Raw genomic sequence first — 17,745 nt, forward strand, 5'->3', positions numbered from 1 at the left:
GAGTTAAGCGTAACCAAGGGGGCGATATGGCCTGGGATCTCTCCGTCGACCTGATCAAGGCGACGGTTCAGATTGAGCAGCCACTGGGTGACGGTACGCGGACGGTCGGCACCGGCTTTCTGATCTCCGACCCGACCCCGGACGGCAAGCCGCGGACCATCCTGGTCACCGCCGCCCATGTGTTCGACAAGATGCCTTCCGTCTCGGCCAAGATCGGCTACCGCATCGAAGGCGGCGACGGCGTCTGGCGCTTCGATCCCGAGACCCTGAAGATCCGCGACGGCGACCACCCGCTGTGGGTCAAGCACCCGACCCGCGACATCGCGGTCATGGTGGTCGAGGCGCCGCCCGAGTTCGTCAAGGCCGCTATCCCGATCAACTACCTGGCCCAGGACGACACCTTCAACAAGTTCAACCTCGGCCCCGGCGATGAGATGATGGCGCTGGGCTTCCCGCGCGGTCTCTCCGCCAATCCGGCCGGCTTCCCGATCCTGCGCTCGGGCCGGGTGGCGTCGTACCCGCTGGCGCCGGCCGCCAACTTCCCGACCTTCCTGATGGACTTCTCGGTGTTCCCCGGCAATTCGGGCGGACCGGTGTTCATGGCCGAGGGCGCGCGTCGCCGGCCGGGCGCCAGCGAAAGCCAGGAAGTCCAGTTCGTGGCCGGCCTCCTGACCCAGCAGGTCGAGCTTTCGGGCGAGCGCCTGGAGATCGGCATCGTCACCCACGCCAAGTTCATCCGCGAGACCCTGGCCCTGTTGGACAAGGTCCCCGGCTCGCCGGTCACCCAGGCCCGGCTGACCAAGCCCGAGCCGGCCATCCCTGGCGCGGTCGCGGCGGTGGCGATCTCGGCCAATGCGATGGGGGCTTCGCACTAGAGCCTGTCCGTTTCTGATGGAAGCATCAGAAACGGACAGGCTCTATCTCTAACACCTTGAGCGTGGCGGGCGCCGAAACCGCTCACACTTTCCGCTGCCACGCTTTAACGACTATTTCGGAACGCGATGCGCGCGAGGCCCGTTCTTGTGGGGAGTCCAACACCACACAGGAGTGAGCCATGAGCACCAATCGTGTCGAAGGCGCCATCGACAAGGGCGTGGGCGCCGTCAAGGAAGCCGCTGGCAAGGCCACCGGCAACGAACGCCTGGAAGCCGAAGGCATGGCCCAAAAGGCCAAGGGCGACGTGCAGAACAAGGTCGGCCAGGTTCAGGACAAGATCGGCGACGCCATCAAGAAGTGACCACCCGCCTATGACTGACCGAAGCGGCCGCCGGAGCGATCCGGCGGCCGCTTTGCGTTTGGGCTGAGCTCCCTGTCAGGCGGCCGCTTCCTCGTAGGTCGCGGCATAGGCCACCGGGAAGTTCACCGACCTGGCGATGAAGCAGACCTTGTGGATCTCATGATGGATGGCGTCGGCCTTGGCGAGATCCGCGCCGCGCTCGACCCGGATATGGGGCTTCAGCGTCGCGCTCAGGAAGCGGCCAGCGCCGTCGGGCGTGCTCTCGCCGACGCCGATCGGCTGGTCCCGGTAGCCGCGCACCACGATCCCCGCGACCGAGGCCAGGTGCAGGTACCACAGCATGTGGCAGGCGCTCAGCGAGGACAGCAGCAGGTCTTCGGGATTGTGCAGCGTCGGGTCGCCGCCCAGCAGCGGATCGTTGGAGCAGGGGACGGGCGGCTTGCCGGGCGTGGCGATGGTCCAGGTGCGGTCGTAGCCACGATAGGTGCGCGTGCCCTGGCCCCGGTCGCCGGTCCATTCGATCAGGCTGGTATAGTCGTGCTGCTTGGCCATCAGACGCTCCTCGGACCGCTGGACGCTAGCGCGATTCCGGCGGCCCGAGGATCGTGGACGACTATGCCCCGTAGATCACCGAGATCGTCTCGGCCACGCAGGCCGGGCGTTCTTCGCCCTCGATCTCGATGGTGCACTCGTTCTTCATCTGCAGGCCGCCCGACTTGGGCTCGGCCGACAGCAGCTTCTGGCGCATGCGCACGCGCTTGCCGACCCGGACCATGCCGGTGAAGCGGACCTTGTCGCAGCCATAGTTGATGCCGCGGGTGACGCCGGTGACGCGCAGGATGTCCGCGCCCAGCATCGGGATCAGCGACAGGGTCAGGTAGCCGTGGGCGATCGGGCCGCCGATCTCGCGGGTGGCGCGCTCGACGTCGACGTGGATCCACTGGTGGTCGCCGGTGGCCTCGGCGAACAGGTTGACGCGCTCCTGGGTGACCTCGACCCAGTCGGACACGCCGATCTCCTGGCCGACCAGGCTGGCGACGTCGGCGTAGGCGACTTCCTTCATGGTGTTTTCTCCCTCGAACAGTTGTTTGGATAGGTGGCATGGGCGGTGATTAAGGGCAAGCGGTAGCCGCTATTCCAACCGATCTCCCCGGCGAACGCCGAGGCCCAGATTCATCCGAAGAGGTTTGAGTGTTCGCGCCCAGGGCCGTGTCAGGCTGGCAAGGCTCGTGGCTCGATCTGGGCCCCGGCGTTCGCCGGGGAAATCGGTGATTTTAGGAGAATGTGCTGACCACCAGCCAGACGTTCGCCGCCGAGATCACCACGAACAGGAACCACGCCACCGTCTTGGTCAGCCAGCCATTGGCGAAAACGCCCATCAGCGCCTTGTCGTCGGTGAAGCGCAGCAGCGGCCAGATGGCGAACGGCAGCTGGGCCGAGAGGACCACCTGGGTCAGCACCAGCAGCTTGCCGACCGAGTGTTCGCCCATCGTCAGCACCCCGATAAGGGCCGGGACGATGGCCAGGCCCCGGGTGATCAGCCGTCGCTGCCAGCAGGGGATCTTCAGGTCCAGGAACCCCTCCAGGATCACCTGGCCGGCGATGGTGCCGGTGAAGGTCGAACTCTGGCCCGAGGCGAACAGGGCGATGGCGAACAGCACGCCGGCCAGCGCGCCGCCGGTGACCGGGGCCAGCAGCTGATGCGCCTCCTCGATGCTGGCCACTTCGGTCAGGCCCGAGCCGTGAAAGGCCGACGCCGCCAGGATCAGGATGGCGGCGTTGATGAACAGGGCCAGCAACAGCGACACCACGGTGTCGATGGTCGACAGGCGGATGGCGGCGCGCTTGCCCGGCGCGTCGGCCGGCGCTGCCCGCGTCTGCACGATCGCCGAGTGCAGGTAGAGGTTATGCGGCATGATCGTCGCGCCCAGGATGCCGATCGCCAGGTAGAGGGCGTTGCCCTGCTTCAGCGCGTCCAGCGATGGAATGAGGCCGCGTGCGACGTCGCTGGCGTTGGGCGGGGCCAGGATCAGCTGGACCGCGAAGCAGATCCCGATCGTCGAGATCAGGCCCAGGATGATCGCCTCCAGCTGCCGGAAACCCTTGCCCTTGAGACCCAGCACGATGACCGTGTCCAAGGCGGTCAGCAGCACGCCGCCCCACAGCGGTATGCCCAGCAGCAGCTTGAAGGCCAGGGCGCTGCCCAGCACCTCGGCGATGTCGCAGGCGATGATGGCCAGTTCGGCCAGCAGCCACTGGACCTTGACCGTGCGCGGCCCGAACCGCTCGCGCGACATCCGCGCCAGGTCCTTGCCGGTGACCAGGCCCAGCCGCATCGACAGGGTCTGCAGCACGATCGCCGCCAGGCTCGACAGCACCACCACGAACAGCAGGGACGTGCCGTAGCGCGACCCGGCCTCGATGTCGGTCGCCCAGTTGCCGGGGTCCATGTAGCCGACGCTGACCAGCAGGCCGGGCCCGGCGACCCGCAGCATCCGCTTCCAGGCTGGCAGGCCATCGGGCACGGCGACCGCGCCCCGAACCTCCGCCGGACAGAACGGGGCGGTGGCGGTCTTGGGAAGGCGGTCGAGCAGGGCGGCGAGCATGGCCAAGCGTTAGCGTGGATTCGCCGCACGTATAGAACCAAAGGCGCGGCTTAGCGCTCCAACGCCGCGCGTGCGGCCTCGGGCAGCAGGCTGACGGCCTCGTCCAGCAGGGTCCGCCACGTCTCGCCGCGCTCGCGGGCCTCGGCATAGGCGTCACGGAGGGCGAAGGGGTCGTCCTCCGTCAGGATCTCGATCAGCTGCGCGGCCTGCAGCCGGTCCTTGAGGCCCTTCTCCGGATTGACCTTGCGATCACGGCTGACGATCAGCTTGTGCACGGCATAGCGAGCGGGGGCGGGGACGTTCACCAGCACGCCGGCGCCATGCAGCATCGCCGTCTCGACCGGCTCGCGCAGCAGATAGTCCATGAAGGGGAGGGGCACGGCGTCGCTTCCCAAGGTCGGCAGGAAAGAGGGCTTGTCGCGCGGCGCGCCGCGATTGGTGGTCAGCACGTCGACCCGATAGCGCTCGCCCAAGGCGTAGCTGGTCGTACGGGCGGCGTCGAAGGCGTAGCTGACAGGGCGGAAGCGCGGATCCAGGCCGCGCAGGATATCGAGCACGGGGCGCTCCAGCTTGTCGTCGACATGCGTGGCGATCCCGAAGTCCTGGGCGATGTCGAGGTCCAGGGTCGCCAGGCTGGTGATCGGCAGGCGGACGGCCAGGTGCGCCGCATAGGTCTGATAGGCGGTGGTGCCGATGACCAGGGCCCGCAGCCGGAACGCGCCGGCCTCGGCCAGGACGGCGGCGATCTCGCCGCTGGTGCGATCGGGCCGGGGCGCGCCCGAGGCGACGATGGCCGCCACCAGTCGGCGACGATCCTCGACGTCGGCGCGATGTTCACCGTGGCGGGCGATCCGCTCGCGCAGGTCTTCGCTGTCGGGGCCGACATAGACCTGCTTGCGGCTGCTCACGCCGCCAGTCGGCATCTGGACGTACCAGTAGATCCGGCCCTTCACCGTCTTGGAGACGAAGCTCGACCCAGCCGGAAACTCGCCCAGACGCGCGAGGCGCAGGCGTTCCATCAGTTCCGCGTAGCTGGTGCTGGCCGAAAGCGGCAGGCGCTGGATCATACAAGCAAGTTATACGCAAATCTGAAATCTGCGTATAACTTTCCCGAGAGCTAGACGATCCGGCTCTCGCTCTTGCCCCAGTAGGCGTCGCGGATCAGTCGCTTGTACAGCTTGCCGGTCGGGTGCCGGGGCAGTTCGGCCATGAAGTCGATCCGCCTGGGCGACTTCACGTGGCTGAGATTGGCGCGGGCGAAGGCCATCAGTTCGGCGGCCAGGGCGGCCTGATCCTCGGCGTGGTCCATGGGTTGGATGACCGCCACGACCTGCTCGCCCATCTCCTCGCAGGGCGCGCCGACCACGGCGGCGTCGGCGACCTTGGGGTGGGTGATCAGCAGGTTCTCGATCTCCTGCGGATAGATGTTCACCCCGCCCGAGATGATCATGAAGCTCTTGCGGTCGGTCAGGTAGAGGAAGCCTTCCTCGTCCGCCCAACCGACGTCGCCCAGCGTCGTCCAGCCGTGCTTGTTGTAGCTCTCGGCGGTCTTCTCCGGGGCGTTGTGGTAGTTCACCGCCGGGCCGTTGGCGAAGTAGACCGCGCCCTCGGTGCGGGGCGGGACCGGGTCTCCGGCGTCGTCGCAGATCCGCAGTTCGCCCAGCACCGCCTGGCCGACGCTGCCCTTGTGGGCCAGCCAGTTGTCGGAGTTGATCCAGCAGAAGCCGTTGCCCTCGGTGCCGGCGTAGTACTCGTAGATCACCGGACCCCACCAGGCGATCATCTGCTCCTTGACCGGGATGGGGCAGGGGGCGGCCGCGTGGACCGCCGACCTCATCGACGACACGTCATACTTGGCGCGGACCTCTTCCGGTAGCTTCAGCATCCGCACGAAGTGGGTCGGGACGAACTGGCCGCAATTGATCTTGTGCCGCTCGATCAGGGCCAGGGCCGTCTCGGGGTCGAACTTCTCCAGCACGATCACCGTGCCGCCCAGCTTGTGGACGGTCATGCACCAGCGCAGCGGGGCGGCGTGGTAGAGCGGGGCAGGCGAGATGTAGACGCTGTCGCCCGAGAAGCCGAACAGGCCCTGGGCCATCATCTGCAAGGCGTTGGGCGCGTCGATGGGGCCGCCGTTCAGCGCCGGCTTCACGCCCTTGGGCCGACCCGTGGTGCCGGACGAGTAGAGCATGTCCGAGCCGGCGCTTTCGTCGGCGATCGGCGTGGTCGGCTCGTCGGCGCGGGCCTGCTCGAAGTCGGCATAGGCGCCGTACGTTCCGCCGACCGCGAACAGGGTCAGGTCCGGGACCAGCCGGGCCACCTCGTCGATCAGCGGACCCATGGCGGTGGAGGTGATGAACACCTTCGCCCCGCAGTCCTTGAGAATGTATTCGACCTCGGCCGCGGTTAGCTTGGTCGAGACGCAGACGAAGTACAGCCCCGCCCGCTGCGCCGCCCAGGCGACCTCGAAGAAGCGGGCGTTGTTCTCCATCAGGATGGCGATGACGTCGCCTTGCGTCAGGCCGAGCGACCGGAACAGGTGCGCCCCCTGGTTCGAGCGCTGGTCCAGCTGGGCGTAGGTCACCACCTCGCCAGAGCCGGCCATGATGTAGGCGGGCTTGTCGCCTTGGGTCCGGGCGTGGAGGTAGGGGTGCATCGCTGGACTCCTGGGTGACCGGTGGCCACTTCTGATCTAGATTGAAGAGCGTGAGGCGGAGCCCGTGATGATTTTCAGCGTCGACACTGAAGACGTGGATCGCTTGGCCCAGGACCTTGCCGACCTGACGGGCGAGACGGTGGAAGAGGCGTTGATCAAGGCGTTGAACGAGCGGCTGGATCGTCTGCGCGCCAGCGGCATGTCCGACGACGCCCGTGATCGGTTCGAACATGCGAACAGCGTTTTTGCCGAGCGCGTGCTGGATCGTGTGCGCAGCTGGGACATCGACCGTACGCCCGTTACGGCGCGCGAATGGATCGAAGCGGGCGGCGATGCCGTTGATTCGGCTCGACTTGGCGCTGAGCAGGCCGAATGATCATCGACTCTTCGGCGATCGTCGCGATCGCCTTGCTTGAGCCGGCCGCTCCGAGCTTGCTGGACCGGATCGAGAAAGCAGCTTTCCGCCGGCTTTCGGTCGCGAACTATGTCGAAACAGCCTCGGTTCTGGCATCGCGCAGAGTGATGGCAAGCATGCTCGATGACCTGTTGGCTGACCTTGGCGTAGAGCTCTATCCGTTCGACGAAAAGCAAGCGCGGGAAGCGGTTCGCGCACGCGTCGCATACGGCAAAGGAACTGGCTATCGGGCGCAGTTGAATTTTGGCGACACCTTCGCCTACGCCCTGGCCAAGGTGTCCCAGGAGCCCTTGTTGTTCATAGGCGACGACTTCACTCATACCGACATCGCGCTCGTCGAACTCTAGGCCGCCACGGGCTGCTGGGCCGCTTCGCGGATCATGTCGCTGGCCTTTTCGGCGATCATGATCGTGGGAGCGTTGGTGTTGCCGGAGACGAGGCGCGGCATGACCGAGGCGTCGACGACCCGCAGGCCCTCGACCCCGCGCACGCGCAGTTGGGCGTCGACCACGGCCATCACGCCCTGGCCCATCTGGCAGGTGCCGACCGGGTGATAGATCGTCGAACCGGACAGGCGGGCATAGGCCAGCAGCTGCTCGTCGGTGGCGAACTCGCCGCCCGGATTGATCTCGCTTTCGACATAGGGCGACAGCGCGGCGGCCTGGCCGATCTTGCGCGCCCACTTCAGGCCGGCGACGGCGACTTCCTGGTCCAGCGGATCGGCCAGGTAGTTGGCGAAGATGGTCGGGTAGACGCTGGGATCGGCCGACTTGATCCGCACGTGGCCGCGGCTCTCGGGGCGCAGCTGGCAGGGGGCGATGGTCAGGCCGGGGGCGTTCTCCAGCTCCATCTTCTGTTCGTTGACCAGCTTGTCCAGGTCCATGGTCGCCGGAAGGATGTGGAACTGGATGTCCGGTCCGGCGAGGTCCGGCCGCGACTTGCAGAAGGCGGCGATGTGGGCGGCCGACAGCGTCAGCAGACCCTTGCGCTGGAAGAGATAGCGCAAGGCCTCGCCGGCCAGCCGGCCGCCCTTGGACTGCTCGTTGACCGAGACGACGCCGGCCTTCAGCCGATAGCGCACGCTCATCACATAATGGTCCTGCAGGTTCTCGCCGACACCGGGCAGGTCGGCGACGACCTTGATCCCGTTGCGGATCAGCAGTTCGGCCGGGCCGACGCCCGACAATTGCAGCAGCTGCGGCGAGTTGATCGCCCCGCCGGCCAGGATGACCTCGGCCCGGGCCTTGGCCACGCGCTGGACGCCGTTCTGGGTGAACTCGACGCCGACCGCGCGCTTGCCCTCGAACAGCACCTTGCCGGCCAGGGCGTTGGTCTCGACCCGCAGGTTGGGACGGTTCATGGCCGGGTGCAGATAGGCCACCGCCGCCGAGCAGCGCTGGCCGTTCTTGACGGTCAGCTGGTAGTAGGTCGCGCCCTCCTGGGAGACGCCGTTGACGTCGTCGTTGCGCGGGATGCCGGCCTGTTCGCAGGCCTCGATCACCGCGTTCGAGATCGGGTTCTTCTCGGTGACGTCCGAGACGTTCAGCGGTCCGCCCGTGGCGTGCCACTCGCAGTCGCCGCGCTCCTGGTGCTCGGCGCGGCGGAAATAGGGGGCGACGTCGTCCCAGCCCCAGCCCTCGCAACCCAGCTGCCGCCAGCCGTCATAGTCGGCGTGCTGGCCGCGGATATAGAGCAGGCCGTTGATCGAGGACGAGCCGCCCAGCACCTTGCCGCGCGGCCAGACGTGGGTGCGGCCGCCGGTGCCGGGGTCGGGCTCGGTCTGGTAGAGCCAGTTGACCTTGGGATCCTTCAGCGTCGACGAGTAGCCGACTGGGATGTGGATCATCAGGTTCGAGGCGAACTGGGAGAGGTTCTTGGTTGGGCGGTCGTCGCCGCCGGCCTCCAGCAGCACGACCTTGAACCGGCCGCCCTCGGACAGCCTCGCCGCCAGCACGCAGCCGGCCGAGCCCGCGCCCACGACGACGTAGTCGGCCTCGATGATCCCGGTCATCGTCTCTCTCCCTGTCGCCGTCTGCTTGTCTGCGCATGATCGGCGTTCAGTTGGCAGGATGCGCCCAGGATCCGCGATCACGCAAGTTGCCGTCGCGGCGCCGTTGGTTCGACCTGTTTCCGGGCTATCGTCCGCCGAAAGAACGGCGTTCACATGGGCGCCATCCGGGAGGCGTGCGATGGACCTGATCAGCCAGACAGTGGTGGACGGCGTGGCGGGGCCCGGCGCGCCGCCGACCTATCCGACGCTTGCCGGCGTGGACCTCGCCGACATCTTCCGCTTCACCAAGGGCCAGCCCTGGGCCGACTTCGCGCGGATGCGGGCCGAGGCGCCGGTGATGTGGCATCCGGAGCCGTTCGATGGTCCGGGCTTCTGGGCCCTGACGCGATACGACGACGTCCAGCGGGTCAATGGCGATCCGGAGACCTTCTCGTCCCAGCGCGGCGGCATCCTGATGTCGATGGGTTCGCCCGAGAAGCGCCACGCGCTGCTGTTCCGGGCGTCGATGGACACCATGATCAATCTCGACGCGCCGCATCACCTGCAGCTGCGCCGCGAGCACATGCCTTACTTCACCCCGGCTTATCTGCGCGGCCTCACCGAGCGGGTGCGGGCCGAGGTGACGCGGCTTCTGGACGCCATGGAGCCGCTGCTGGCGGACGGCGCCGAGATCGACATGGTCGAACACTTCTCATCGCACCTGCCGCTGTTCACCCTGTGCGAGATCCTGGGCGTGCCGCCCGAGGATCGGCCCCGGTTCCTAAAGTGGATGCACTATCTCGAGCGCGCCCAGGACCTGGCCGTCCAGAACGCCGCCGCCCCCGTCGCCCCGACGCTGGAGCTGATGCAGTTCGTCCAGGACTTCAACACCGGCGTCGAGGAGATGTTCGACTACGGCCGCATGATGCTGAAGCGGCGTCGCGAAGACCCGCAGGAAGACCTGATGACCGCCATCGCGCGGGCCCAGGTCGACGGAGCCCTGCTGGCCGACGAATATCTGGACGGCTCGTGGCTGCTGATCGTGTTCGCCGGCAACGACACCACCCGCAACACCCTGTCGGGCGCGATGAAGCTGCTGACCGAGTTCCCGGACCAGAAGCGGAAGCTGATCGAAGATCCGTCGCTGCTGCCCGGCGCGGTCGACGAGTTCATCCGCATGGTCAGTCCGGTGATCTACATGCGCCGCACGGCCACCCGCGATGTCGAGGTCGACGGCCAGCTGATCCGCGAGGGCGAGAAGGTGGTCATGTACTACGGCGCCGCCAACCGCGACCCGGCGATGTTCCCCGAGCCCGACACGCTGGACGTCACGCGGCCCAACGCCAGCAAGCACATCGCCTTCGGCTATGGCCCCCACACCTGCATCGGCAAGCGCGTCGCCCAGATCCAGCTGGAGGAAGCCTACCGCCAGATCCTGACCCGCTTCCCGGATCTGAAGTGGACCGGAAACATCGAGATCGCGCCCAACAACTTCGTGCACGCGATCAGCAAGCTGGGCGTGAAGCGGGGGTAGCTAAAACGTCCGTCTCCCCGGCGAAAGCCGGGGCCCAGATCGAACCCATGAGCGTCTGCCAAGCTGACGCGGCGTATCTCGGATCATCCTCAGCCGCTCAGGCTGAATCTGGGCCCCGGCTTTCGCCGGGGAGATCGGATTTTAGTTAGGGCTTCCTCGTTGCTCTGAGTTCATACGCATGTTTGACTGCCCCAAAAGCGGAGAGCCTGCATGTCGCAACCCACCTTCGAGACCCTGCTGTACGACGTCGAGGACGGGATCGCGACGATCACCCTGAACCGTCCGGAGCGGATGAACGCCTTCACCGCCCGGATGATGAAGGATCTGCTGGAGGTGCTGGACGTCACCGACGCCGACGATACGGTGAAGGTGGTGATCATCACCGGCGCGGGCCGGGCGTTCTGCGCCGGGGCCGATCTTGGCGCCGGCGGGGCCACCTTCGATCGCACCTCGCCCCAGGCGCTGGAGCGGGAAGAGGGCAAGGTCGGCGACATCTATCGCGACGGCGGCGGCCGCGTGACCCTGCGGATGTACGACAGCCTGAAGCCGATCATCGGCGCGATCAACGGCGCGGCGGTCGGGGTGGGCGTGACCATGCAGCTGCCGATGGACATCCGCCTGGCCTCGACCGAGGCCAAGTTCGGCTTCGTCTTCGCCCGTCGCGGCATCAACCCGGAGGCCGCGTCCAGCTGGTTCCTGCCTCGGCTGGTGGGCCTGCAGACGGCGCTGGAGTGGTGCTACACGGGTCGTGTGTTCCCAGCGCCGGAGGCGCTGGAGAAGGGGCTCGTCCGCTCGCTGCACGCGCCCGAGGATCTGCTGCCCGCCGCCCGCGCCCTGGCGCGCGAGATCGCCGACAACACGGCCCCCGTCTCGGTCGCCCTGACCCGGCAGCTGCTGTGGCGCATGGCCGGCGCGGCGCACCCCATGGAGGCTCACAAGGCCGACAGCCGGGCCATCCAGTCGCGCGGCGCCTCTGGCGACGCCAAGGAGGGCGTGACCTCGTTCCTGGAAAGGCGCGCGCCGGTCTATCCCAACAAGGTCTCGACCGACCTGCCGGACATCTGGCCGGAATGGGAGGAGCCCCAGTTCCGCTAAGCGACTTTCGGTGAGTTTGTCGCGGCTCTCGCTCACGACCCGTTAAGCACGATCTGATCTTGTCGATGCGATGAGCGAGCCCGCGTCCCTGTCGTTTCCCGAGCCGGAGGCCCCGAGGGCCGCGCCGCGCTCGCGCTCGGCGCTGTTGAAGCGGCTGGCCGACGTCGTCTGCCTGCCGACCAGCCGGATCAACGCCTTCGAACGCTCGATGACCGCCGACCTGCTGGTCGAGATGCTGCGCGACGCCAATGTTGGCGAGCGCGAGAGGGTCGCCCGCCGCCTGGCTACGCTAGTCGAGATCCCAGGCGTGCTGGCGCGCCTGCTGATGCGCGACGAGCTGCCGGTGGCCCGCGCCCTGCTGGTCGAGGCCGAGCGGCTGTCGGACGCCGACCTGATCGCCTGCCTCTACCAGTCGACCACCGATCACCGCCGCCTGATCGCCAAGCGGCGCGGGGTCAACGAAGTGGTGGCCGACGCGCTGATCGACATGGGCGAGACCGCCGTCATCGAAACCCTGCTGCGCAACGAACTGGTCAAGTTCAGCCACCAGGGCGTTGAGAACATCGTCGCCATCACGCGCGACGCCCAGTACCTGATCCCGCTGCTGCTGCGCCGGCCCGAACTGCGGCCCAGCCATGCCTATGTGATGTTCTGGTGGGCTGACGCCGAGGCGCGCAAGACGATCCTCCAGCGCTTCGCGGTGTCGCGCGAGATCCTGCAGGACGCGGTCGGCGACGTCTTCGCCCTGGCCTCGGCCGAGGGGTGGCAGGACCCGCTGTCGCGCAAGGCGCTGCAGTTCATCGAGCGCCGCCAGCGCAACCGCGCCGCCATCGCCAAGAGCCCCTATGGCAGCCTGGACGAGGCGGTGGCGGCCGGCGAGACCGGCATCACCCGCGAGATCGCCGAGGAGATCTCTTATCTTTCGGGCCTGAAGCCGATGACCGGCGCCAAGATCTTCACCGATCCGGGCGGCGAGCCGCTGGCGATCCTTTGCAAGGCCACCGGCCTGCCGCGCGCTTGCGTGCGCCAGTTGTGGCGTGGGCTGCGCCGCCAGGAAGTCGACGACAGCGGCCAGACCGATCAAGCCCTGGAGCGGGTGCTGACCGTCTATGACACCATCGCCGTCGATCGCGCCCAGACGGTGCTGCGCTACTGGAACTGGTCGCTGACCTCGGCCCTGACGCCGGCCCTGCTGAAGGCTATCCGCGAGGGCGACGAAGCCGCCGTGGACGAATACTCGGCGCCGCAGCGCGCGGCGATGCTGGCCCTGTCCCGCGACTTCGGTCGTTAGTTTCGGGATATCTTCGGTATCTCAATATGTTCGCTGGACGTCGTTCAGGAACTCAAAATGCGGGACACAACCTCTAGCCGGTTATGTCCATCTCACGAACACTGGAAGACTACGTGCGATCTCTTTGTAGAGACCGTATTGCCGGGCGTCTGCAATCTTTGTATGCAGCCCTCGACTGATCTTGGAATCAGAGACATCAACAAAAAGATTTGTCGACTGGCGAGGCTATGATGGAAGATCAATCCGACCTGATCGAGATGACCGCGGGCATTGTTTCGGCCTATGTCGGCAACAATGTGGTCGCCACGGCCGACCTTCCCGCGCTGATCCAGCAGGTTCACGGCGCCCTCGCCACCGTCGGTTCGCCGGCGGCCGAGCCCGCCCCCGCTCCGAAAGAGCCCGCGGTCGCCGTCAGGAAGTCGATCACGCCCGACTTCCTGATCTGCCTGGAAGACGGCCGGAAGTTCAAATCGCTGAAGCGCCACCTGCGCACCAAGTACGACATGACGCCGGAAGAGTACCGGGCGAAGTGGAACCTGCCCAAGGATTACCCGATGGTGGCGCCGAACTACGCCGAGGCGCGTTCGAACCTGGCCAAGCAGATGGGCCTGGGCCAGGGCGGCCGCAAGCCGGCCCGCAAGACGAAATAGCCGAGTCGGAACAAAAGCTTGGCCTTGAGGCCAAACTGAAGATCATCACGCCCGTCGTCCGAACCCGGACGGCGGGCGTGTTCGTTGGTGATTGACTCTCCGCGGGAATCTTGTCGCGCGACATGTTTTTCGCTTGCCGCCGATTCGTTCCTTAAGCGATAGTGAATCGAAGTGATTCCAACGACTTGTTAAGGACTCTGAAGATGTCCGCGCAACTGAGCGCATCCGCCACGGCGGCCCGCGCTCACCAGGAGATGTTCGCCTACTGGGCGTCCCTCCGTCGGGGGGCGAGGCTCCCCGCGCGCGTCGACCTGCATCCCACGAGCATGAAGCGGCTGCTGCCGACGGTGTCGTTGATCGACGTGGTCAACCAGCCCCGCGACTACCGCCTGCGCCTGGCCGGCACCGGCCTCTATGGCGTCTATGGCCGCGAGATCACCGGCCGGATGATCGGCGACGTCTACAACAAGGACGCCTTCGACTACTGGCGCAAGGAACTGGACAAGGTGGTCGACGAGCGCCGCCCCGGCGTCGGCGTCCACAGCCTGGCCTGGCGCGGCGCGCCGCACATGTCGATCCTGTGGCTGCGCCTGCCGCTGGCCAGCAACGGCAAGGATGTCGACATGATCCTCGGCTACGACGCCGTGGTCGGCTCCCAGTCCGAGGGCTTCTCGGGCATCCGGGCGGCTTAAGGGGCGCAAAGCGCCTAAACGTGCGAACAACCCCAAACCCGACTTCCCCGGCGAAAGCCGGGGCCCAGATTCATCTGGAGACTCCGGGGATGACGCGCCATGCGCCCGCTCCGGAACAACACGCGATCGTGGGTTCGATCTGGGCCCCGGCTTTCGCCGGGGAGATCGGGGGAGGGAGAGCGAGTTCGAAGAGCCCTCACCCCTCCAAAAACGCCTCGACCTCGCGCCGGGACGGCATCGACGGCGCGGCGCCCGCTTTCTGCACCGACAAAGCCGCGGCGGCGTTGGCCAGCTCGACGGCCTCGCGCAGGTCCATGCCCGAAGCCAGGGCCGCGCACAGGCTGCCGCAGAAGCAGTCGCCAGCCCCGACGGTGTCGACGGCCTTGACCTTCTTGCCCTCGACCAGGAAGGCCTCGTCGCGGCGCACGGCGGCGACGCCGGCGGATCCCAGGGTGACGATGATCGTCTGGTCCGGGCGGCTCATCAGCTTGCGGGCCGCCACCGACACCTCCTCCAGGCGCATCGGCTCGCGATCCAGCTTGGCGTAGCTGGCCAGCTCGGTCTGGTTGACGATCAGGATGTCGGTCAGCGGGAACAGGGCCGCGCCCTGCGGCAGGGCCGGGGCGGCGTTCAGCACCCGCAGCGCGCCCTTGGCCGCGCCGAGGCGGAACAGGGCCTCGATGGCCACGGGCGGGGTCTCCAGCTGGCAGAGCAGCACCCGCTGGCCCTCGATCGCCGTGGCGGCTACCTGCTGGGCCGTGACCATGGCGTTGGCGCCGGCGGTGACGACGATCATGTTCTCGGCGTTGTTGGCGACCCAGACGTGGGCCTGGCCGGTCGGCACGCCCTCCAGCTCCATGACGTCGGCGACCTGCACGCCATAGCCGGCCAGCTTGGCCTTGAGGCTGAGGCCGCTGTCGTCGCCGCCCACGGCGCCCATCAGCCGGGTTGGCACGCCCATGCGCGCGGCGGCGACCGCCTGGTTGGCGCCCTTGCCGCCCAGGAACAGTTGAAGAGAGGTGCCCGCCACGGTCTCGCCGGGTCTGGGCAGGTCGTCGACCCGCGCCACGGCGTCCAGATTGATCGAGCCCAGGACAAAAACAGTCATGTCGTACGTCTTCTAGTTAAACGCGCCTAACCGCCGCCGCCGCCGCGCTGGAAGCTTTCCACCAGGCTGCCCGCGACGAGTCGCCAGCCGTCCACTAGCACGAAGAAGATCAGTTTGAAGGGCAGGCTGATGGTCGCGGGCGGCAACATCATCATGCCCATGCTCATCAGCACGCTGGCCACGACCAGATCGATGACCAGAAACGGGATGAACAGCAGGAAGCCGATCTCGAACGCGCGCTTCAGTTCGGAGATCATGAAGGCCGGCGTCACCACCTTCATCGGCAGTTCCTGGACGTTCTTGGTCTGCGGAACCTTGGACAGGCGGACGAACAGGGCCAGGTCCTCGCGGCCGACCTGTTTCAGCATGAACTGCTTCACCGGCCCGCTGGCCTGGTCGAAGGCCTCGGGCAGCTCGATCTGGTGGTCCAGCAGCGGCTTGATGCCGGCGTCGTAGGACTTCTCGAAGGTCGGGCCCATGACGATGGCGGTCAGGAACAGGGCCAGGCTGATGATCACCGGGTTGGGCGGGCTCTGCTGAATGCCGATGGCCGTGCGCAGCAGGCCCAGCACCACCACGATCCGCACGAACGAGGTGGTCATGATCACGATCGACGGGGCCAGGGACAGCACCGTCATCAGGCCGACCAACTGGACGACCCGGTCGGTCAGGCCCGCGCCGGTGCCCAGGTTGATGTTCACGGCCGACTGAGCCATGGCCGCGGCCGGCATGACACCGAAGGCGATGGCCGCCAGCACCGAGATGATGGCGGCGCGGCGGAGATCCTCCGGCCGGGCGCCCGTCACGGTCTTGATCAGGTCGCGGATCATCAGGCCACGGGCTCCGAGGCGGGGGCGGGGACTTCGACGACGGGACGCGGTTGCGGAATCCAGTCCAGCAGCTTGCCGTCGCCCAGCAGCACCATGCGCTCCTCGCCGTCCAGGCTGACCACCACCAGACGGCGGGTCGGGTCGAGGGCCAGGCTCTCGACGATCCTCAGGCGGCGGTCCTGGCGCGCGGCGATCACGCGGCCGATGGCGTCGGGGCCGTACTTGCGCATCGCCCAGGCGGCCAGGCCGATCAGGCCCAGGGTCACGGCCAGGGCGGCGAGGGCGCGGATGAACTCGATGATGTCGATCATGACCGCCCAAAAGCGAGACAACTTGGCGCAGGCGGAACAGGCCCACGACACTGGTGTGCCTGAGGGTTCTTAATGCCGAATTAACCCTGTTTCTTCACCATGATCGTCATGGGTCCGGACGACATTCCTCTTTTCGGCATGCTCAAGAGCCGCCTCGGTTATCTGACCGAGCGCCAGAAGCTTGTCGCCCAGAACGTCGCCAACGCCGACACGCCCGGCTACCGCCCGCGCGATCTCAAGGCCTACAGCTTTCAGGCCTCGCTGATGAACCAGGGTTCGGGCTCGGTCTATCGCGGCGGGCGCGCCGCGCCGACCTCGGGCGTCCAGATGATGGAGACCTCGGCCGCCCATATGGCCCCGTCGAACGCGCCCAGCGCCTGGCGGTCGACGGCGGGCGTCGATTCGGAAGTCACCCTCGACGGCAACGCCGTGTCGCTCGAGGACCAGATGCTCAAGATGACCGACGCGCGGATGAACTACGACGCGGCGATCAGCTTCTACCAGAAGTCCATGAACATGCTGCGCCAGGCCGCGCGCAAGCCGAACGGCTAGGGGACTAAGCGATGCCCGAGATCAAATCCAATTCGCTGGCGACCATGGCCGTGGCCTCCTCGGCGCTTCGCGCCCAGCAGGGGCGCATGCGGGTCATCGCCGAGAACATCGCCAACGCCAACTCCACCGCGCGCACCGCCGGCGGCGATCCCTACCGCCGCCAGGTCCCGGTGTTCAAGCCGACCAAGGTCCAGGGCGCCGAGGGCGTGCAGATGCTGCGCGTCGACCCGGACCAGAGCGACTTCAAGACCGAATACGAACCCGGCAACCCGGCCGCCGACGCCAAGGGCTATGTCAAGCTGCCCAACGTCAATACGCTGGTCGAGGCGCTGGATATGAAGGAAGCGCAGCGCGCCTACGAAGCCAACCTCAACGTGATCGAGACCGCGCGGGCGATGGAATCGCGCACCCTCGACATCCTCAAGAAGTAAGGGGCTAGGCCATGATCACCGCGCTCGCCGCCGCCAAGGCCTATGCTTCGCAAAGCGCGATGGGCGTCGGCTCGATCGGATCGATCGGCGGCTCCGACAAGAAGGGCATGGACTTCGGCGACATGCTGAAGTCGGCCATGGAAGGCGCGGCCAAGACCTCCAAGGTCGCCGAAACCAAGATCGCCGACCAGGTCGCCGGCAAGGCCGAACTGGTCGACGTCGTCACCGCCATCAGCTCGGCCGAGGCCAGCCTGGAGACGGTGATGGCCGTGCGCGACCAGGTGATCTCAGCGTATCAGGAGATCATGCGGATGCCGATCTGACGGTAACCGCTAGAGGCTTGGCCG

At 67.0% G+C, this 17,745-nt stretch carries 20 protein-coding genes and 1 pseudogene; 12 read left to right on the forward strand and 9 right to left on the reverse strand.

Going from position 1 to position 17,745, the window contains the following annotated elements; translation table 11 throughout:
• Positions 1-26 precede the first annotated feature (26 nt).
• Positions 27-875 (forward strand): trypsin-like serine peptidase, encoded by an 849-nt coding sequence (locus AC1RJ9_RS00880; protein ID WP_492835594.1) that lies wholly within the window; start codon positions 27-29, stop codon positions 873-875.
• 179 nt (positions 876-1,054) lie between these two features.
• A pseudogene (locus AC1RJ9_RS00885) lies at positions 1,055-1,251 on the forward strand (CsbD family protein).
• Positions 1,252-1,312: 61 nt separating this feature from the next.
• Here AC1RJ9_RS00885 and AC1RJ9_RS00890 read toward each other — a convergent pair.
• The 5 genes from AC1RJ9_RS00890 to AC1RJ9_RS00910 all read right to left on the reverse strand — a co-directional run bounded on the left by AC1RJ9_RS00890 (position 1,313) and on the right by AC1RJ9_RS00910 (position 6,499).
• Positions 1,313-1,789 carry an OsmC family protein gene (locus AC1RJ9_RS00890; RefSeq protein ID WP_492835592.1) on the reverse strand — a complete coding sequence of 159 codons (477 nt, stop codon included), beginning with the start codon at positions 1,787-1,789 and terminating at the stop codon, positions 1,313-1,315.
• A 61-nt stretch (positions 1,790-1,850) separates the two neighbouring features.
• The gene (locus AC1RJ9_RS00895) at positions 1,851-2,300 is read right to left on the reverse strand and encodes a MaoC family dehydratase (RefSeq protein WP_125156076.1); all 450 of its coding nucleotides are present in this window, start codon (positions 2,298-2,300) and stop codon (positions 1,851-1,853) included.
• Positions 2,301-2,511: 211 nt separating this feature from the next.
• Positions 2,512-3,843, reverse strand: a complete 1,332-nt coding sequence (locus AC1RJ9_RS00900; RefSeq protein ID WP_492835590.1) for an Nramp family divalent metal transporter — start codon at positions 3,841-3,843, stop codon at positions 2,512-2,514.
• A 50-nt stretch (positions 3,844-3,893) separates the two neighbouring features.
• Positions 3,894-4,910, reverse strand: a complete 1,017-nt coding sequence (locus AC1RJ9_RS00905) for a nucleotidyltransferase family protein (protein WP_492835588.1) — start codon at positions 4,908-4,910, stop codon at positions 3,894-3,896.
• Between the two features lie 50 nt (positions 4,911-4,960).
• Entirely contained in the window at positions 4,961-6,499 is a 1,539-nt protein-coding gene (locus tag AC1RJ9_RS00910; RefSeq protein ID WP_492835586.1) for an acyl-CoA synthetase, read from the reverse strand.
• A 67-nt stretch (positions 6,500-6,566) separates the two neighbouring features.
• On the opposite strand from AC1RJ9_RS00910, the gene AC1RJ9_RS00915 reads away from it, so the two are divergent.
• Together AC1RJ9_RS00915 and AC1RJ9_RS00920 are read left to right on the forward strand one after the other, a co-directional pair.
• Entirely contained in the window at positions 6,567-6,875 is a 309-nt protein-coding gene (locus AC1RJ9_RS00915; protein ID WP_492835584.1) for a type II toxin-antitoxin system VapB family antitoxin, read from the forward strand.
• Positions 6,872-7,261, forward strand: coding sequence for a type II toxin-antitoxin system VapC family toxin (locus tag AC1RJ9_RS00920; protein WP_492835582.1), 390 nt, complete (start codon positions 6,872-6,874; stop codon positions 7,259-7,261). The genes AC1RJ9_RS00915 and AC1RJ9_RS00920 overlap by 4 nt, the downstream gene beginning before the upstream one ends.
• Here the strand turns inward: AC1RJ9_RS00920 and AC1RJ9_RS00925 are convergent.
• Complete coding sequence (locus AC1RJ9_RS00925) at positions 7,258-8,925, reverse strand: GMC family oxidoreductase (RefSeq protein WP_492835580.1); 1,668 nt, start codon at positions 8,923-8,925, stop codon at positions 7,258-7,260. The two genes, AC1RJ9_RS00920 and AC1RJ9_RS00925, sit on opposite strands and share 4 nt — an antisense overlap.
• Before the next feature lie 178 nt (positions 8,926-9,103).
• Between AC1RJ9_RS00925 and AC1RJ9_RS00930 the strand changes: the two genes are divergently transcribed.
• The 5 genes from AC1RJ9_RS00930 to mopJ all read left to right on the forward strand — a co-directional run bounded on the left by AC1RJ9_RS00930 (position 9,104) and on the right by mopJ (position 14,166).
• Entirely contained in the window at positions 9,104-10,438 is a 1,335-nt protein-coding gene (locus AC1RJ9_RS00930) for a cytochrome P450 (protein WP_492835578.1), read from the forward strand.
• Between the two features lie 210 nt (positions 10,439-10,648).
• Positions 10,649-11,533, forward strand: a complete 885-nt coding sequence (locus AC1RJ9_RS00935) for a crotonase/enoyl-CoA hydratase family protein (protein WP_492835576.1) — start codon at positions 10,649-10,651, stop codon at positions 11,531-11,533.
• A 70-nt stretch (positions 11,534-11,603) separates the two neighbouring features.
• The gene (locus tag AC1RJ9_RS00940) at positions 11,604-12,824 is read left to right on the forward strand and encodes a DUF2336 domain-containing protein (RefSeq protein ID WP_492835574.1); all 1,221 of its coding nucleotides are present in this window, start codon (positions 11,604-11,606) and stop codon (positions 12,822-12,824) included.
• Between the two features lie 230 nt (positions 12,825-13,054).
• Entirely contained in the window at positions 13,055-13,474 is a 420-nt protein-coding gene (locus tag AC1RJ9_RS00945) for a Ros/MucR family transcriptional regulator (protein WP_492835572.1), read from the forward strand.
• Positions 13,475-13,671: 197 nt separating this feature from the next.
• Positions 13,672-14,166, forward strand: coding sequence for a motility/cell cycle regulatory protein MopJ (gene mopJ, locus AC1RJ9_RS00950; RefSeq protein ID WP_492836089.1), 495 nt, complete (start codon positions 13,672-13,674; stop codon positions 14,164-14,166).
• 196 nt (positions 14,167-14,362) lie between these two features.
• On the opposite strand, the gene AC1RJ9_RS00955 is transcribed toward mopJ, so the two are convergent.
• Genes AC1RJ9_RS00955 through AC1RJ9_RS00965 form a run of 3 tightly spaced genes read right to left on the reverse strand, consistent with a single transcriptional unit; the run spans position 14,363 to position 16,412 of the window.
• Entirely contained in the window at positions 14,363-15,274 is a 912-nt protein-coding gene (locus tag AC1RJ9_RS00955) for a ribokinase (RefSeq protein WP_492835570.1), read from the reverse strand.
• A gap of 26 nt (positions 15,275-15,300) precedes the next feature.
• Complete coding sequence (fliP, locus tag AC1RJ9_RS00960; protein WP_492835568.1) at positions 15,301-16,104, reverse strand: flagellar type III secretion system pore protein FliP; 804 nt, start codon at positions 16,102-16,104, stop codon at positions 15,301-15,303.
• Complete coding sequence (locus AC1RJ9_RS00965; RefSeq protein WP_492836087.1) at positions 16,104-16,412, reverse strand: FliO/MopB family protein; 309 nt, start codon at positions 16,410-16,412, stop codon at positions 16,104-16,106. Before AC1RJ9_RS00965 ends, fliP begins: the two co-directional genes overlap by 1 nt.
• A gap of 111 nt (positions 16,413-16,523) precedes the next feature.
• On the opposite strand from AC1RJ9_RS00965, the gene flgB reads away from it, so the two are divergent.
• From flgB to fliE, 3 genes are read left to right on the forward strand one after another with little or no spacing between them, the layout of a single operon-like run.
• Positions 16,524-16,967 (forward strand): flagellar basal body rod protein FlgB, encoded by a 444-nt coding sequence (gene flgB / locus AC1RJ9_RS00970; protein WP_492836085.1) that lies wholly within the window; start codon positions 16,524-16,526, stop codon positions 16,965-16,967.
• Positions 16,968-16,978: 11 nt separating this feature from the next.
• Entirely contained in the window at positions 16,979-17,398 is a 420-nt protein-coding gene (flgC, locus tag AC1RJ9_RS00975; RefSeq protein WP_492835566.1) for a flagellar basal body rod protein FlgC, read from the forward strand.
• Between the two features lie 11 nt (positions 17,399-17,409).
• Positions 17,410-17,721 carry a flagellar hook-basal body complex protein FliE gene (gene fliE / locus AC1RJ9_RS00980; RefSeq protein ID WP_492835564.1) on the forward strand — a complete coding sequence of 104 codons (312 nt, stop codon included), beginning with the start codon at positions 17,410-17,412 and terminating at the stop codon, positions 17,719-17,721.
• The last annotated feature ends 24 nt before the right edge of the window (positions 17,722-17,745 follow it).

This window comes from Caulobacter sp. GW822-FHT07D08 (assembly GCF_058798735.1).

Excerpts from the sequence above, each read along its gene's own strand:
- AC1RJ9_RS00900 (WP_492835590.1), bottom strand. The coding sequence starts at position 3,843 with ATGCTCGCCGCCCTGCTCGACCGCCTTCCCAAGACCGCCACCGCCCCG.
- AC1RJ9_RS00920 (WP_492835582.1), top strand. The coding sequence starts at position 6,872 with ATGATCATCGACTCTTCGGCGATCGTCGCGATCGCCTTGCTTGAGCCG.
- AC1RJ9_RS00935 (WP_492835576.1), top strand. The coding sequence starts at position 10,649 with ATGTCGCAACCCACCTTCGAGACCCTGCTGTACGACGTCGAGGACGGG.
- AC1RJ9_RS00890 (WP_492835592.1), bottom strand. The coding sequence starts at position 1,789 with ATGGCCAAGCAGCACGACTATACCAGCCTGATCGAATGGACCGGCGAC.
- flgC (WP_492835566.1), top strand. The coding sequence starts at position 16,979 with ATGCCCGAGATCAAATCCAATTCGCTGGCGACCATGGCCGTGGCCTCC.
- AC1RJ9_RS00880 (WP_492835594.1), top strand. The coding sequence starts at position 27 with ATGGCCTGGGATCTCTCCGTCGACCTGATCAAGGCGACGGTTCAGATT.
- flgB (WP_492836085.1), top strand. The coding sequence starts at position 16,524 with ATGGGTCCGGACGACATTCCTCTTTTCGGCATGCTCAAGAGCCGCCTC.
- AC1RJ9_RS00910 (WP_492835586.1), bottom strand. The coding sequence starts at position 6,499 with ATGCACCCCTACCTCCACGCCCGGACCCAAGGCGACAAGCCCGCCTAC.
- AC1RJ9_RS00955 (WP_492835570.1), bottom strand. The coding sequence starts at position 15,274 with ATGACTGTTTTTGTCCTGGGCTCGATCAATCTGGACGCCGTGGCGCGG.
- AC1RJ9_RS00940 (WP_492835574.1), top strand. The coding sequence starts at position 11,604 with ATGAGCGAGCCCGCGTCCCTGTCGTTTCCCGAGCCGGAGGCCCCGAGG.
- fliE (WP_492835564.1), top strand. The coding sequence starts at position 17,410 with ATGATCACCGCGCTCGCCGCCGCCAAGGCCTATGCTTCGCAAAGCGCG.
- AC1RJ9_RS00895 (WP_125156076.1), bottom strand. The coding sequence starts at position 2,300 with ATGAAGGAAGTCGCCTACGCCGACGTCGCCAGCCTGGTCGGCCAGGAG.
- AC1RJ9_RS00925 (WP_492835580.1), bottom strand. The coding sequence starts at position 8,925 with ATGACCGGGATCATCGAGGCCGACTACGTCGTCGTGGGCGCGGGCTCG.
- AC1RJ9_RS00905 (WP_492835588.1), bottom strand. The coding sequence starts at position 4,910 with ATGATCCAGCGCCTGCCGCTTTCGGCCAGCACCAGCTACGCGGAACTG.
- AC1RJ9_RS00945 (WP_492835572.1), top strand. The coding sequence starts at position 13,055 with ATGGAAGATCAATCCGACCTGATCGAGATGACCGCGGGCATTGTTTCG.
- AC1RJ9_RS00915 (WP_492835584.1), top strand. The coding sequence starts at position 6,567 with ATGATTTTCAGCGTCGACACTGAAGACGTGGATCGCTTGGCCCAGGAC.
- fliP (WP_492835568.1), bottom strand. The coding sequence starts at position 16,104 with ATGATCCGCGACCTGATCAAGACCGTGACGGGCGCCCGGCCGGAGGAT.
- AC1RJ9_RS00930 (WP_492835578.1), top strand. The coding sequence starts at position 9,104 with ATGGACCTGATCAGCCAGACAGTGGTGGACGGCGTGGCGGGGCCCGGC.